The sequence below is a fragment of the Corynebacterium sp. MSK004 genome (assembly GCF_030232515.1).
In the GTDB taxonomy this organism is placed as follows: domain Bacteria; phylum Actinomycetota; class Actinomycetes; order Mycobacteriales; family Mycobacteriaceae; genus Corynebacterium; species Corynebacterium hesseae.
Genome location: NZ_JASPKB010000029.1, coordinates 1 through 208, shown reverse-complemented (window position 1 = coordinate 208; position 208 = coordinate 1). Strand labels below are relative to the sequence as shown.

General features: G+C 61.5%; 1 pseudogene. It reads left to right on the top strand.

Annotated elements, in window-relative coordinates:
• Positions 1-21 precede the first annotated feature (21 nt).
• Positions 22-208, top strand: a pseudogene (locus QP999_RS13380) (ISL3 family transposase); the annotation flags it as partial.

The window sequence follows — 208 nt, the reverse complement described above, 5'->3', positions numbered from 1 at the left end:
AACCCACCAGGGACCCGTACTGTGAAGCCTACTGGAAACCTCGTTGCTGACACTATCTGCCGTACCGCGGAAATCGGGCTTGCCATCACCGGTGCCGCTGATGCCGGAGCGTTGACCATCATTGAGGCCACGCCAGTAGCCGTTGTCGGCGTGTGCCCGGACTGCGGACAGCCAGGAAAGTTACGCGACCACATCACCCGTCGACTCG